Source organism: Pararhodobacter sp. (assembly GCF_034676545.1).
In the GTDB taxonomy this organism is placed as follows: Bacteria; Pseudomonadota; Alphaproteobacteria; order Rhodobacterales; family Rhodobacteraceae; genus Pararhodobacter.
Map to the genome: position 1 here is coordinate 119,473 of NZ_JAUCBZ010000011.1, position 13,758 is coordinate 133,230.

The 13,758-nt window shown below is 64.0% G+C and carries 11 protein-coding genes; 7 read left to right on the plus strand and 4 right to left on the minus strand.

From position 1 onward, the window contains the following. Nucleotides 1-292: 292 nt before the first annotated feature. Nucleotides 293-3,184 (minus strand): Tn3 family transposase, encoded by a 2,892-nt coding sequence (locus tag VDQ28_RS02260; protein ID WP_096873666.1) that lies wholly within the window; start codon nt 3,182-3,184, stop codon nt 293-295. A 120-nt stretch (nt 3,185-3,304) separates the two neighbouring features. Between VDQ28_RS02260 and VDQ28_RS02265 the strand changes: the two genes are divergently transcribed. The 4 genes from VDQ28_RS02265 to tnpC all read left to right on the plus strand — a co-directional run bounded on the left by VDQ28_RS02265 (nt 3,305) and on the right by tnpC (nt 6,284). Next, nucleotides 3,305-3,916 carry a recombinase family protein gene (locus VDQ28_RS02265; protein WP_038148987.1) on the plus strand — a complete coding sequence of 204 codons (612 nt, stop codon included), beginning with the start codon at nt 3,305-3,307 and terminating at the stop codon, nt 3,914-3,916. Nucleotides 3,917-3,967: 51 nt separating this feature from the next. Beyond that, on the plus strand, nt 3,968-4,252 hold the full coding sequence (locus VDQ28_RS02270) for a hypothetical protein (protein WP_323034412.1): 285 nt from the start codon (nt 3,968-3,970) through the stop codon (nt 4,250-4,252). Continuing rightward, a complete protein-coding gene (tnpB, locus tag VDQ28_RS02275; RefSeq protein WP_238368854.1) occupies nt 4,249-4,596 on the plus strand; it encodes an IS66 family insertion sequence element accessory protein TnpB in 348 nt (115 codons plus the stop codon). The genes VDQ28_RS02270 and tnpB overlap by 4 nt, the downstream gene beginning before the upstream one ends. Before the next feature lie 62 nt (nt 4,597-4,658). Further along, complete coding sequence (gene tnpC, locus VDQ28_RS02280; protein ID WP_323034413.1) at nt 4,659-6,284, plus strand: IS66 family transposase; 1,626 nt, start codon at nt 4,659-4,661, stop codon at nt 6,282-6,284. Between the two features lie 246 nt (nt 6,285-6,530). Here tnpC and VDQ28_RS02285 read toward each other — a convergent pair whose 3' ends face one another. The 3 genes from VDQ28_RS02285 to VDQ28_RS02295 form a co-directional block, all read right to left on the minus strand. After that, a complete protein-coding gene (locus tag VDQ28_RS02285; RefSeq protein ID WP_323034414.1) occupies nt 6,531-6,701 on the minus strand; it encodes a hypothetical protein in 171 nt (56 codons plus the stop codon). 157 nt (nt 6,702-6,858) lie between these two features. Further along, a complete protein-coding gene (locus VDQ28_RS02290) occupies nt 6,859-7,503 on the minus strand; it encodes a hypothetical protein (protein WP_323034415.1) in 645 nt (214 codons plus the stop codon). A gap of 10 nt (nt 7,504-7,513) precedes the next feature. Then, entirely contained in the window at nt 7,514-8,368 is an 855-nt protein-coding gene (locus tag VDQ28_RS02295) for a ParA family protein (protein WP_323034416.1), read from the minus strand. Nucleotides 8,369-8,790: 422 nt separating this feature from the next. Between VDQ28_RS02295 and mobC the strand changes: the two genes are divergently transcribed. The 3 genes from mobC to VDQ28_RS02310 all read left to right on the plus strand — a co-directional run bounded on the left by mobC (nt 8,791) and on the right by VDQ28_RS02310 (nt 13,694). Beyond that, nucleotides 8,791-9,285, plus strand: a complete 495-nt coding sequence (gene mobC, locus VDQ28_RS02300; protein ID WP_323034417.1) for a plasmid mobilization relaxosome protein MobC — start codon at nt 8,791-8,793, stop codon at nt 9,283-9,285. Nucleotides 9,286-9,466: 181 nt separating this feature from the next. Next, nucleotides 9,467-11,719: a relaxase/mobilization nuclease domain-containing protein gene (locus VDQ28_RS02305; protein WP_323034418.1), complete on the plus strand. Its 2,253-nt coding sequence runs from the start codon at nt 9,467-9,469 to the stop codon at nt 11,717-11,719. Next, entirely contained in the window at nt 11,712-13,694 is a 1,983-nt protein-coding gene (locus tag VDQ28_RS02310; protein WP_323034419.1) for a type IV secretory system conjugative DNA transfer family protein, read from the plus strand. The genes VDQ28_RS02305 and VDQ28_RS02310 overlap by 8 nt, the downstream gene beginning before the upstream one ends. Nucleotides 13,695-13,758 lie beyond the last annotated feature (64 nt).

The following is a 13,758-nucleotide window of genomic DNA, read 5'->3' on the forward strand; positions in this document are numbered from 1 at the left end:
GCCAAGACTTTGGCGCGACCATATGACTGCAGAAAGCAAAATCCATGTCCGCGAACGCTTGGCGTCGAGAGAGCGAGACACCCTCCCTTTCGGAAGTCTTCCGCACTATCGCGGTCGGCAATGGCGGCACCAGCAGGTTCAGGCGCTTCCTTGCTTTCATCGGCCCCGGATACCTAGTGGCCGTGGGCTACATGGACCCCGGCAACTGGGCGACCTCGCTCGCGGGTGGTGCGGCCTTTGGCTACACGCTGTTGTTCGTGGGGTCTGCTGCCGGACGGTGCTAAATCCTACGCTAAGCTCTTTTCGGCCACCTGTACTCCCCTGTGAGTAAGATGTGCGCCCATCCGAGGGGCGAGATGTGAGCCAGAAGGCCGGGCGAACAGTCGAGACCGGCGCGGTGGCGGCTTGTGACTGCCTGCCCGAGATGTTTGGTGTTCCAGTAGATGATGATGGCGGCGAGCAGATTGAGGCCTGCCATGCGGAAGTGCTGCCCTTCGGCGGACCGGTCGCGGATTTCCCCTTGGCGGCCGATGCGTAGGGCGTTTTTCAGAGCGTGATGAGCCTCGCCTTTGTTCAGCCCGATCTGTGCGCGGCGCTGCATGTCGGCATCGAGCAGCCAGTCGATGATAAAGAGCGTGCGCTCGACACGTCCGATTTCGCGCAAGGCCAAGGCCAGCTCGTGCTGTCGGGGATAGGCAGCGAACTTCCGCAACAATTGGCTCGGGGGCATGACGCCCGCGACCATGGTGGCAGCGCTGCGCAGGATGTCGGGCCAGTTTGCCGTGACGAGGGGTTCCTTGATCTTGCCGCCGATCAGCCCCTTCAGCTCTTTGGGGCAGGCTGCCGGGTCGAAGAGATAGAGGCGCTTCAATGGCAGGTCCCTGATGCGGGGGATGAACTGGAAGCCCAAGAGGGCTGTTACCGCGAAGACATGGTCGGTGAAGCCGCCCGTGTCGGCATACTGCTCGCGGATATTCTGGCCCGCGCCCGTCATCAGCAAGCCATCCAGAATGTAGGGAGCTTCGTTCACCGTGGCCGGGATGGTCTGGGTGGCGAAGGGGCCGAACTGGTCGGACACATGGGTGTAGGCCTTCAGCCCGGGCTCTTGGCCGTATTTGGCGTTGATGAGGTTCATCGCCTCGCCTTGTCGTGTCGTCGGGAAGAATTGCCCATCACTCGATGCCGTTTGTCCGGCACCCCAGAACCGTGCCATCGGCAGCGCGGACTGCGCCTCGATCACCTTTGCCAGTGCGCGCGACATGGCCTCGCCTTCGACATGCCATCGCGACAGGCGGGAGAGCTGGAAGTAGTCATGGGTGTTGGTAGCCCCTGCCATCTTGCTGAGGCCGAGGTTCAGTCCCTCGGCAAGCAGCACGTTCAAGAGGCCGATCCTGTCCTTGCAAGGCACACCCGTATGCAGATGCGTGAAGGCTTCGGTGAACCCGACCTCGTCATCCACTTCCAGCAAGAGATCCGTGACCCTGATTTCCGGCAGGCGCTTGTAGAGGTCGAGGACCATGGCTTCGGCTTCTTCGGGAACAGCGGCGGTCAGGCGGTCGATCTTCAGCACACCATCTTCGATCGACCCGCCCGGAATGGCCCCGGCCTTTGCAGCCCGCGCCAAGCGACGCAGGGCGTCGGACATTCGTGCCTTGCGGTCGGCGAGCCAGATATCGGGCTCAAACGGCATGGCTAGCTTCGGCGTGGCGCGGGCAACCTCTGCCGGAACAAGCGCCTCCTTCAGGTCGCCAAACCGCCGTGAATGGGCGAGCCACACATCGCCCGAGCGGAAGGATTCCCGCAGATGGAACAGAACCGCGACTTCCCACAGACGGCCTGCATCGCCGCCATCCGCGTTCAGGTGCCGCAACCACTTCGACCCCCGGCGCAGAAACGTCAGCGGCAGGATCTCCGTCGTCTCCGTGCCCGCGATGATTGTGCTCGCCGCCAGCAGCGGTTCCGCCACGGGCGCGGCGCGAATGTCGAGCGTCCGCAGCATGCGCGGTGCGTAGCGGCGGAAGCGATGATACCCATGTCCGACATGCGCCAGAGGGTCGGCGGCCAGGGTGTCTGTCAACTGGGCCGCTGTCGCGACCAGCCCCTTGAGGGATAACCAGCCACCGGCATTGTCGACAGCCTCCTCGAGCGATGCGCGATCTTCATGGGCTTCCAGCAGCGCCGAACCGAGGGTGGCGAAGGACTGCAAGGTGTCCTTTAGCGCTGCCTTGGCATCTTCCGCACGAGCGTCACGTCGGGACTTCGCCTCGCGCCAGGTCTTGCCGACGATCCGGTCATGGGTCTCCACAATGGCGTCGGCAAGGGCGCTGCGCCATTCCAGTACGCAGACGGCAAGGATGGCGAGACGGCGATCACCGGAAATGTCTCGCAAATCGCCCGCGAAGTATCGCTCTCCCTGCCTGCGAAGTCGGGCAATCCGGTGCGGCGGCACCCCAGCCAGAACCGTCTCGGTCAGCCCAAGGCGTTGCAGGAATTCCAGCCGATCCAGAAGACGGTTCATGTCGGCCGAGTTCTGCCCGGCCTCGAATTGACGCAGCCAGACAAACCGCGTGACCGATCCGCCAGCGTCTTCCGTCAGCAAGGCATCGAGGCGGGTCCTCATGGCATCGTCCAGCCGCTCCGCGATCCGGGACTCGATCCGCCGCTCCGCAGCCACAAGCGCGTCCGCGCATAGGCGCTCGATGATCGTGACGCCAGGCAGTATGGTTCGGGTCGCCCGGCACTGCTCGACAAAGCGCCGTGCCAGATCGTCATTGGAACGGGCACCCTCGGCCGCATCCTGCAGCCAGCCCTTCAGGTCGCGCGCCCCTCTCCCAGAAAACATCCTGTAGCCATACTGCTCTCTGAGCGTCGCCAGATGTTCATGGCGGGTCTCTTCACGGGTCGCGTAACCGGCCAGATCATCAGGCTTCAGGCCAACCTGCGCGGCCAGAAAGCGCGTAACTGCCAAGGGAATGACTTCACCGGGTGTCAGCAGACGACCGGGATATCGCAAGGCGCACAGTTGCAGAGCAAAGCCGAAACGGTTGTGTGGACGGCGTCGGGCGCGGATGATTTCCAGGTCATCGTCCGACAGCGTGTAATGATGCAGCATCTCGGCCTCAACGGTCGGCAGATCGAACAATGCTGCGCGCTGCCGGTCGGTCAGAACTGTGCGATGTGCCATATATCTTTTTCTTTCCGCGAATAGTTTGTGATATTCTGTTTAAGATATGGGATAAGGAACAGGGTTGATGCCGAAAAGCACCGGCCGCACGAAAGCACCTCAAACGAACGTTTGTGAAACATGTTGATCGGCTACGCACGCATCTCCAAGGCTGACGGGTCGCAGTCTCTGGATCTCCAGCGCGACGCCCTGATCGCCGCAGGAGTGCCCGCGGAACGCATTTACGAAGATCAGGCATCCGGCGCACGCGATGATCGCCCAGGACTGGAGGCCTGCCTGCGGTCATTGCGGGAAGGGGATGTTCTCGTGGTCTGGAAGCTGGACAGGCTCGGGCGCACGCTGACCCACTTGGTCAACACCGTGCGCGACCTGTCGGATCGCGGCATCGGCTTGCGCGTGCTGACTGGTCAAGGCGCTGAAATCGACACCACCACCTCGGCCGGTCGCATGATCTTCGGCATCTTCGCGACCCTGGCGGAGTTCGAGCGCGACCTGATCCGGGAACGCACCATGGCAGGTCTCGCAGCCGCCCGGGCGCGCGGTCGAAAAGGCGGGCGAAAGTTCGCACTGACCAAGGCTCAGGTCCGCCTGGCCCAAGCGGCCATGTCAAACAGGGACACCTCAGTCGCCGCCCTCGCGGCCGAGCTGGGCGTCAAACCGGTGACCCTCTATCGCTACGTCGATGCCAACGGAAACCTCAGGGACCACGGAAGGCGCGTTTTATCGGCTTAGCGTAGGATTTAGCACCGTCCGGCAGCAGACCCCGGGATCGACGGCGCGACGGTGACCCAGGTGGCGCAACGCCATGAGGTGACGCGCCAGCAGATCTACGCTTGGCGTCATGAACTCAAGCGGAAGGGTTTGTGGTCACCTGATGCGGGCGCGTTGTTCTTGCCCGCCGGCATGGTGCCCGCGATGGATCTGACGATGGTGGAGGATCGCATGCCGGCCGCCACTCCAGTGGTCTGGGTTGAGTTGCGGCTTGCGAAGGGCCGCGTGCTTCGGTTCGAAAGCAACATAGACGATGCGGCACTGTCCCGCCTGATCCGCGCGGTGGATGCCGCATGATCGGGCCGGGCACCGGGGTGCGGGTGTATCTGGCCTGCGGGCCGACGGATATGCGCAAGGGGATCGGCGGGCTGGCGGCGCTTGCGCAGGATGTGCTGCGCCAGAAGCCGACCGGCGGCGCGGTCTTCGCCTTCCGGGGGCGCAAGGGTGATCGGCTGAAGCTGCTTTATTGGGACGGCCAGGGGTTCTGCCTTTACTACAAGGTCCTTGAGCGCGGGCGCTTTCCCTGGCCGAACACCAGCTCGGGGGCGGTGCGACTGACCTCGGCGCAACTGGCGATGTTGTGGGAAGGGATTGATTGGCGGCGGCCGGATTGGGGCGCGCCACCGGCCCGGGTCGGGTGATTTATCTGCCTGAAATAACGTGTTTTTATGGCGCTTTCTGATCGATCATGGTAGGTGTTGGCATGTCGAGCGATGCGCCCATCCTTCCCGAAGATCCTGCGGTTCTGAAGGCGATGATCGCCGCCTTGCAGGCGGAAAACGCCAAGATGTCGGCGACGATCCGGGCGCATGACCAACTCATCCAGACGCTGCGGCTGCGCATCGCGAAGCTGAAGAAGCAGGCCTTCGGCAAATCCTCGGAGAAGATCGAGCGCGAGATCGAACAGCTGGAACTGGCGCTCGAGGACCTGCTCATCGCCAGCGCCGAAAGCGCCACCACCCCGGCGGACAAAGACGAGGCAGATCCTTCCCCTGAGGCGAAGGCTAGCGATGTCGACAAACACAAACCCCGCCGTCGTCCCCGCGTCTCGGAGGCTACCCCGCGGGAGCGGCGCGAGCTCGACCCCGGCAGCTGCTGCCCGGATTGCGGTGGCGACCTGCGGCTCGTTGGCGAGGACATGAGCGAGATGCTCGACCTGGTCGCGGCACAGCTGAAGGTCCTGCAGATCACGCGGCTGAAAAAGTCCTGCCGTCGTTGCGAGAAGATGGTTCAGGCGCCCGCACCCAGCCGACCGATCCCCGGCAGCATGGCAAGCGCGGCCCTGCTGGCCTGGATCCTCGTCTCCAAGTTCGATGACCACATCCCCCTCTATCGCCTGAACGAGATCTTCGCCCGCATGGGGGCCGACATCCCGGACAGCACGCTGGTCGACTGGTGCGGGCGCGCGATGCAGGTGCTGGCGCCGCTGATCGAGCGGATCGAGGCTGATGTGATGGCCAGTGATCTCCTCCATGCCGACGACACCCCGATCCGGGTGCTGGACCGATCCCTCAAGGACCGCGGCCTCGGCAAGGGGGTGAAGCAGGGACGCATCTGGGCCTATGTCCGCGATCCACGCCCCTGGGCCGGAACCGCGCCACCCGGGGCGGTCTACCGCTTCGCCCCGGACTGGAAGCAAGAGCACGTCCATGGGCATCTCGCCCAGACGCGCGGCATCCTGCAGGCCGATGGCTACAAGGGCTATGCCAAGCTTTACGAACCCGGCACCGACGGCACGCCCCGTCTGCAGGAGGCGTCCTGCTGGGCGCATCTGCGGCGCGACTTCCATGACGCATGGGACAAGACGAAATCCGCCATCGCGCGCGAGGCGCTGGATCGTATCGGCGCGCTCTATGACATCGAGCGCGAGATCAACGGACAGTCCGCCGAGATCCGTCTCGCCGCGCGCCAGAAGCACAGCGCGCCGAAGGTCGAGGCCTTCTTCGCCTGGTCCGAAACCCAGCTCACGCGGATCCCCGGCAAGGGGGATCTGGCCCGTGCGTTCCGCTATGGGCTGGCTCGCCGCGCCTCGTTCAGCCTCTTCCTGACCGACGGCCGCGTGGCCATCGACAACAACCCGGCCGAGCGCGCCCTGCGCCCGATCGGCATCGGTCGGAAAAACTGGCTCTTCGCCGGTGCCGACACCGGCGGCGAAACGCTGGCCCGCGCCATGACGATCATCGAGACCGCCAAACTAAACGGCCTGGACCCGCAGCTCTATCTCGCCGACCTGCTCGACCGCATCCACGACCACAAGATCAACCGGCTCGACGAGCTCCTGCCATGGAACTGGACACCGGTCGCCACCGCTCAGGCCAAGGCCGCCTGATCAACTGCGGTATCAACCGTGCGCTTACGCTACGTCACCGGAGGGGTTAGAGGACCTTTTGCTCGTTAGGTCCGATGGGGCGCTGTCCCAACGGAAGTTCAGCGCTTGGGATGGTGTTCAGTGTCCACGTATGAGTTATAGAAATCCCTTCTATAACTCATGATGCGTGGAAATTGGCGCGGCATGCCGTGCGACTTGTCTTCCGCACCGTCATTGATCGGTTCGCCCGTAGTCTGATCACGTGTTTCAAGCGGCCTGCACCATGGGCTCGTAGCGCACCTCGGCCATGGCCTCGTTGATCCATGACGGTTGCAGATCGCCGTTGTTCCACTGGTAGAGATAGCCCACGAGGGCGTCGGTTTTCTTGCAGAGGATGCGCATGATGGGTTCGCCTGTCAGGCGGGCTGTGTTGGACATAATCGGCTCCTCTACCTGGACCTCTGCACCGGGAACAAGGAGGCCACTCTATCCTTGGCAGGGTTGTTAATGACTGGTTTCTGCAACTGCAAGATGAACAGGCACTTTCGGGAAAATTGTGATCTGGCGCATGGCGGAAACACGCTCAAACAAGGGGTTAATGGTCGCCACCTTCACGCGGCACCGCAGCATTGGTGGCGATCTCGTCCAGGATCGTGTCGATCTCGGCCCAAACGCGGGGCTCCACCTGGCCGCGGATCAGGGTCCATTTGCTGAGGACATCGAGGGGGTCTTGGGCGCGGAGCAGCAGCGTGAGCGTGGGGGCGTCGACCGCAAGCGAGGTGCGCGCGCGCCATTCGGTGATCCGGGTCCGCTGCTCTTCGGAGGGTGCAACGAAATCCGGCTCGAGCGTCCAGTTCTTGACTGCCCGGCGCAGGGCAGCGCGGATCACATGGGCGGGATCGACGCCGCAGTCGATCAGGGCTTCCTCCTGTCGCTCCAGCGCATTCACCCGGATGTCGATCTTCCGCGTGGTGGTGAGGCGTCGGACGGGTGCTGATGCTCTCTCAGCCTGAGGCATCGCCGCCTCGGTGCTGACCAGGGCAGCCGGCATTGACAAAGAGGGTGTCGCGACCGGCTCCTGCGGCATCGGCACCGTAGGCTGCACCGGTCTTGCCATCACTGGGCCCCGACCGGCCAGCATACGCCCGTCCTCCCTTTCCGGGTCTTCCTCGCCCTCCGACCGCAGCGCGGTGGCGTAGGCCGGATCGGGCCGCGTGATGGTAGGGATTTTCTTGCGCAACGTCCTGACCTCACGCGGCAAGGATGTTGTTGAGAATGTCGGTCGCTTCCTCCAGGGCCTCGACCACATGGCGCACATGGGGGCGCATGAGGGGGTTCGGATCGGCTTGCTTCTGCAACGCCACAGCGTGCAGAAGGCCCTTCTCGTCCATCTCCTTGTAGACATTGCGGCGCATCATCACGGTCTCGACCACCGGGAACCGTGCGATAGCCGCCTCTATGAGGGCTGCATCGGCGCGTGTCGTCTTGGGATCGACCATGTTCAGCACGACGTGGTGGCGCGGCAGGCTTTCGGGATCATCGACGCGGGCACGCAGCTTCTCGAACCAGTCAGCGGTCTGGGCGCCGACATCGAGGTCGGAGGTCGAGAGCATCACGGGCGTGACTATGTGATCGGCCAGCACGGCGATGCCGTCCGACCACTCCGCCCCGACTCCTGCCGTATCGATGAAGATGAAATCCGCCGAGTCCGCTGCATAGACCTGCTCGATCCGGCGATCCACGGCACCCACGCTCTCGACGCTCGCCGAGCGCAGGAGCGGTGATCCCAGCCCCGCAGCTTCCGCCCGCTTGTGCCAGGTGCCGAGCACGCCTGTGCTGTCGGTATCGATCAGAAGGACGCGACGGCCGGCGGCAACAGCAGCACTGATCAAGGCGCGCGAGAGCGTGGTTTTCCCACTCCCCCCTTTCCGGGCCATCGTGGCGATGACCACGAGATTGTCGTTCGGCATGGGGTGGAGGCTTTCGGCAAGGATGGTGAAACACGACGAGAATGCGTGAACGTCGCTAGACGGTTGAATTGCGCGCGTCAAGCGGAAGACGTGATGCGCCCGGCCAATGAGCGGAATCCAGACGACGCGATCCATGAAACAGCGGACGCGAGACACGGAACACGATGCGGGCTGCAGCAAGCGTGCTCCAGTTCCCACCCTCCAGAGGGCGCGATGCGGGGAACACGGGACGCAAGACGTGGGACGGGATGCAGAGGCCACTCTGCGCGATGCGGGATGCGTAGGCCATTTGCCACTTGCCAGACGACGCGAAGCGGGGCGCGGAAGACGCGTTGCAAAGGACGCGATGCGGGGTGCAATGCGCGGGAAACGCAGTGCGGAAGACGCGAAACGCGATGCAATGAGCGCCCTGCGCGATGCATTTGACAGAAGACGTCAAATCGGCCCCCTGGGCCGATTTTCTACATTGAGTACAAGCCCTTGGCGCCTTCTCCGCTTGTGCTGGGAGAAGGCGGGCTTGTACGAAGTTGGCAAGAAATAGGAACGTTAACTTCAAAATGTCACGCGGCCGCAGACTGACCGAGACCGAGCGCCTGAACATCGCCCAAGAGCGATTGCAGGGCGTCGCCGCTGGCGATCTCGCCACCCGCTACGGGGTCAGTCTCAAGTCCGTCTACAACGCGGCCTACCATGCTGCAGATCGCCAGACGGCGAACGGCAGTCGGCCGAAGGTGATTGGCGTGCGCGTCAGTCCGAAGGAGCTACAGCGCTTCGACGCGGCCCTTGCGCGCCACGGTGTCCTCCATCGCTCGGATGCTCTGCGCTGTCTTATCCTGGCCGCTGACGACATCCTGCGCCCGGATGAGGGCATGACAGACGAGCTGAGGGGGCTGAGCGCGGCGCTGAACCGGGTCGGCAACAACGTGAACCAGGTCGCGCGCCGCCTGAACGAAGCAAAGCTCAAAGGGGAGCGACTGCCCTACACCCCCGCCAGTCATGCCGAGATCCGTGATCTTGCGGTGCTCGTCTTCGACATGGCCGACCAGATTTAGGAGATGTTCCGCGGTCGGCGCCGCGCGCTGGACATTGAGGTGACCAAGGCCCTTGCCGGTTTGGCACGGCAGGGGGCCGAGCATGGCGCGGAGTGAAGCGCGTGGTGTCAGCCCCGCCCTCTTCGATCGCGACTGGAGCCGGGTCTCGGGCAGCTGGCAGGGGCTGGCCAGGAATGCCCAGATGGTCCGGGCCGCGCGCGGCTACTCTCCGGCCATCTTCAAGCCGATCTCCAAGGGTGGGTGCCACACCGGCGCGCAGCTGAAGGCCCAGCTGACCTACCTCACCACCAAGTCGAGCCATATCCTCGACAGCCGTGGCACCCATGATGGCAAGAAGACCCTGTCAGAGGCGGAGATCGACCGGGTCGTGCGCCGCTTTGAGAACCAGTGGGGTGAGCGGCACAGCCCCAAGCTCGGCCATACCTCGCATCTCTTGATGGCCTTTCCCGTCGGCACCAGCGGTGAGGAAGTGCGCGCGATTACGGAATCCGTCTGCGAGCGGTTCTTTCAAGGTGAGGGGTCGCAATTCGACTATATTGCTGCAATACACCAAGATCGCGCGCATCCACATGCGCATATCGTTCTGAACCGCCGCAGCAAGGATGGCGAAATGTTCTTTCTCGGGAAGGATCACCACTTCAACTACGACGCCTTTCGGGCGGCGATGGTTGACGCGGCGCAGGTCCAGGGGATCCGGCTCGAGGCGACACGGCGTCTTGACCGGGGGGTCACGACATACCGCGCCGAGACCCGCGAGGTCTACAAGGCCCATGACGAAGGTCGGCCGCCGGTCGCGCGCCAGCGCACGGGGGCCGACCTGGCTGCCGCCCTGCAAACGGTGGCGCGCAATGCGCTCACTTATCGCGGTCTGGCGGCCGAGGCGTCTCGGTCGAACTTCGACGACGTGGCCGAGGCACTCGAGCGGGCTAGCACCATCCTTGCCAGTGGCGGTCAGATTCAATCTGACGGAGCCATCTACATGTCCCAAGACGAAACAGCGTTCGACACGCTGATCACCGAATTTTCCCAGAACATCCGTCAGATCGAAGCCGCGATCGACCGGGCACCCCCATCCGAGAGGCCGGAGATCGAGCGCAAGCTCACCGATGTGCTGGCCTCCGTTGCGCATCTCAATCCGCTCGGGGACCGCTCGGCCGCGCTCCTCGACGCACCATCCCGGGACGGGGTCTATGCGAGGGCCAACATGCGCGAGGGTCAGATGGTGCGTCTCGACGACGACACGGTGAAGGCGCGCCTCAGCGAGGCGCTGCAGGGCACGGGCATCGACCCCGAAGCCGTGGCCGCCCGCATGCGCGAGGGTGCAGGCAATGCTGCGCTCGAACGGCAATGGCTGGCGCAGGATCTGCGCGCCATCGCTAAAGCGGGCGATCTCGACTTGGAGAAGGGCGAGGACCGCGAGGAGGCGTTGGACCGGCTGGAAGCCGTCCATGTCCGCCTTGGCGACACCCTGACCGATGCGCGTATCCTGCGGGCCATCGATGATGTGGATGAGACCGACGGTGACCCGGTTGCCCTGGCCGAACGCGTCACGCTGCCCGAGCGTGAGCGCGCGGCGGGCGAGCCCGACATTTTCGCCCCGTCCGAGCGCCGGGATTTCCAAGAGCTCGTCGCCCAATTCCGCCGGACAGACTTCGACCATCCCTTTTCGGACGACCCTTCCGTGCGCAGGGCTGGCGCCGTCGAAGTGGAAGAAGCCCGCGCCGCCTTCAACGCCTATGCACAACGATCGCCTGATCATGCTGAACTGGCCTCGATGGCCTGGGATAAGATCACCGACAGCCGCAAACCGCAGGAATTCGCCGTCGATGAAAAGGACCGCAGGCTCCACGCGGGCGATATGGACCTGGCCCTGCGCCATCCTTCGGATGATCTTGGGCCCATCACGGAAGACGCGCGCACCGTCGCCCGCTACCGCGCGGAAATGCCGGATGACGAGTTCCGGGCAGCAGTGCAGAACGAGATCAACCAGCTGCGCGCCATGGGCGCCTCACGCGCCTATATCAGCGAGCGGAGCTTCGAAATCGAGGACAAGGCTCGGCAGGATTATGCCGAACGGCGCTTCATGACCGAGACTGCCCCTGATGTGCTGACCTTCCTGCAGCGGGCCGAAGCCGAGGATGTGAAGCCGCTCTCAGATACCGATGGGCAGCGCCTCGCCGCCCAGATCGACCGCAACCTCACGCCGAACGCGGTGACTGCCCTCCGCGCAGGACACGCGGATGTGCTGGACAAGTTCACCGGGGACCCACTTCGACAGTTGGAACTTGCCAAGGCCTATCTGGAAAGCAGCGAAGTAACGGCGCATGGCCCTGCCATGGAACGGGTGCTGGATGCCCTGACCGAAGAGCAGATCGAGGCACAGCGCGCCCGCCATGCCGCGGCCCATGGCGAAAAGGGGATCACCCATGGATAAGGGCAAGATCGCGGGTGGGATCCTCAGCTTGACGCTGGTCGGCCTCGCCATCGGTTATGTCGTGGCCACGGGCTACCTGACCATCCGCTATGGGCTGTCGACGCAAGCTTTCGACGTCACCCTGCTCGCGCGGGAATACCGCGCCCTCGGAGCCAGCGCCCCGCGGGACTTCCTCTGGGTGAACCTGATCCTCGCAGGCTTCGGCGTTGCCGCGCTCATGTTGAGTGTCACGCTTCTCGGCGATGCCCTGACGCGCTTCGGCACGACACATTGGCAGACCCGGGGCGAGATGAAGAGGAATGGTTTCTTCGCCAAGCCGGGTGGCGGCTTCCTTCTGGGCAAGCTCGGCCCCCCGAAATCGAAACGCCCGTTTCTTGTGTCGAAGACCTTCCCGCATGCGCTGATCGTGGCACCGACGGGTCGGGGCAAGGGGGTGGGCTTCGTGATCCCGAACCTGCTCACCTACAAGGGCTCGGCCGTGGTGCTCGACGTAAAAGGCGAGAACTTTCGCGAGACCTCGCGCTTCCGCGCCAGCATGGGCGACAAGGTATTCCGCTTCGCGCCGACCGACTGGGACCGGCCGACGCATCGCTACAATCCTCTGGCGCGCATCGCGGCCATGACCAATCCCGACCGGCAGCAGATGGAGCTGAAGCTCACCGCCAAGCTCTTCCTGCAGACCGACAATGAAAAACTGAGCGGGCTTCTGGCAGGCGGCATCGACCTCTTCGTGGCGGCCGGCCTTCTGGCTTTCGAGCGCGGCGTGCCGACCATCGGTGAGATCTATCGGATCACCGCCTCCGGCGGCGACAAACAGAAGGAATATCTCAAGCGCGCGCATGAGGTGAAGAACACCTCGGCCAAACTGATCTTCGAACGTATGGCCTCGACCAACAATGATACCCTGACCTCCTACCTTTCTCTGCTGATGACGTCGGGTCTCGACACTTGGGACAACCGCGCCATCGACGCGGCCACCGCAACCTCGGACTTCTCCTTCCGGGACATCCGGCGCCGCCCCCACGCGATCTATCTCGTGGTCGAGTCCGAGATGATCCCCCCGTTGGCCCCGCTGATCAGGCTGTTCTTCTCCGACCTGATCGCCTCCCTGCAGGCGCAGGAGCCTGGGGACGACGAACCTTGGCCGGTCATGATCATGCTCGACGAATTCGACCGGCTCGGGAAGATGCCGATCGTCGCCGAGAGCATCAAAACGCTGCGCTCTTTCGGCGGCAACCTTGCCATCGTCACCCAGACCATCCCGGCGCTGGACGAGATCTATGGCGAGAACACCCGCCGGTCGCTGCAGGGCGGCGCGGGCGTGAAACTCTACCTTACCCCATCCGAGCAGAAGACCATCGAGGAGCTGAGCCAGGCCGTGGGCAAGACCACCAAGCGCGTGGTGACGCGGTCCCGCGCCGTCGGACGAAACCCGTTCGAGGGGCGCAGTGTATCTGAGCGGACCGAAGACACGCCGCTCCTGACGGAAGACCAGGCTCGCCGCATGGACCTGGACGAGGTCATCCTCGTGATCGATGCGCAGATGCCGATCCGGGCGCGGCGGATCAAGTATTTCGAGGACCCGGCGCTGAAGGTGCTTCATGTCGGCCAGGCGGGGAGTTTCCCGTACCCCGATGAGGACGGGGTTCGGCGGGATCGGCAGATGACCGAGACGCGGGAGACGGTCGAGAAGCTGAAGCAGGAGCTGCAGGCGGTGCGGGCGGCTGCAGGGGTGCAGGGGTCTGGGACTGCATTTTCGTCGAATACGATTAAGACACCTGCAATGGAGACGCAAAATCCGCAGCCGGCGCTATCCGGTCGGGCGCGCGGCCGTGCAGCACGAGCTGCGGCTGGTGGCGGTGGGTCAGGTCAACTGTCGCTCGATCTGGGAGGGCTGGGGCTAAATGGGGCTGACAGGACCGAGCTGGCTGCAGCGGTTCAGACGACGCGGGCGATCATCGCGGAGTTCGCGTGATCAACCCAAACCAACTGGTAGTGCGTTCGGCAAGCAGCCGCGCAGCACTCCGGCAAGCTGTAGT

Bases quoted from the DNA above. Each gene is read 5' to 3' on its own strand.
- VDQ28_RS02265 (WP_038148987.1), top strand. From the start codon at position 3,305: ATGTTGATCGGCTACGCACGCATCTCCAAGGCTGACGGGTCGCAGTCT.
- tnpC (WP_323034413.1), top strand. From the start codon at position 4,659: ATGTCGAGCGATGCGCCCATCCTTCCCGAAGATCCTGCGGTTCTGAAG.
- VDQ28_RS02305 (WP_323034418.1), top strand. From the start codon at position 9,467: ATGGTCCGGGCCGCGCGCGGCTACTCTCCGGCCATCTTCAAGCCGATC.
- VDQ28_RS02310 (WP_323034419.1), top strand. From the start codon at position 11,712: ATGGATAAGGGCAAGATCGCGGGTGGGATCCTCAGCTTGACGCTGGTC.
- VDQ28_RS02295 (WP_323034416.1), bottom strand. From the start codon at position 8,368: ATGGATCGCGTCGTCTGGATTCCGCTCATTGGCCGGGCGCATCACGTC.
- VDQ28_RS02260 (WP_096873666.1), bottom strand. From the start codon at position 3,184: ATGGCACATCGCACAGTTCTGACCGACCGGCAGCGCGCAGCATTGTTC.
- tnpB (WP_238368854.1), top strand. From the start codon at position 4,249: ATGATCGGGCCGGGCACCGGGGTGCGGGTGTATCTGGCCTGCGGGCCG.
- VDQ28_RS02285 (WP_323034414.1), bottom strand. From the start codon at position 6,701: ATGTCCAACACAGCCCGCCTGACAGGCGAACCCATCATGCGCATCCTC.
- mobC (WP_323034417.1), top strand. From the start codon at position 8,791: ATGTCACGCGGCCGCAGACTGACCGAGACCGAGCGCCTGAACATCGCC.